The organism is Gilvimarinus sp. 1_MG-2023 (genome assembly GCF_030548285.1).
In genome coordinates this window covers 1-341 of sequence record NZ_JAUOSC010000477.1, presented here as the reverse complement: position 1 = coordinate 341, position 341 = coordinate 1, and the positions used below count along the sequence as shown (strand labels likewise).

The 341-nt window shown below is 57.8% G+C and carries 1 protein-coding gene; it reads left to right on the top strand.

Annotation, left to right across the window (positions count from 1 at the left end):
- Window positions 1-28 precede the first annotated feature (28 nt).
- A partial coding sequence (locus tag Q4563_RS17705) for an ABC transporter substrate-binding protein (protein ID WP_303605436.1) occupies window positions 29-341 on the top strand: 313 nt, incomplete at its 3' end.

The following is a 341-nucleotide window of genomic DNA, read 5'->3' as shown; positions in this document are numbered from 1 at the left end:
GTATCAAGGCCCGTAAAGGAGTCGATTGGTGAGGTTGGTTCATGGTATTGGCGGGCTCTGGCTGGCCACGGTCTTGGCGGTGCAGACCGCACCCGCCATGTCAGCCGGGACAGCACCTCAAGCTGCTTCGGTGACGCCTGCCACTGCTGTGGCCGCCGACCGTCAGCGGTTGCGTATTATTGCGCTGGCGCCACATATCGTAGAGCTGCTTTATGCCATTGGTGCCGGTGAACAGATTATCGGCACCACCGAATACGCCAACTACCCTGAGGCGGCCAATCACATTCCCCGAGTGGGGTCGTACGCTGGTTTGCAGATTGAAAAAATCCTGCAAATGAAAC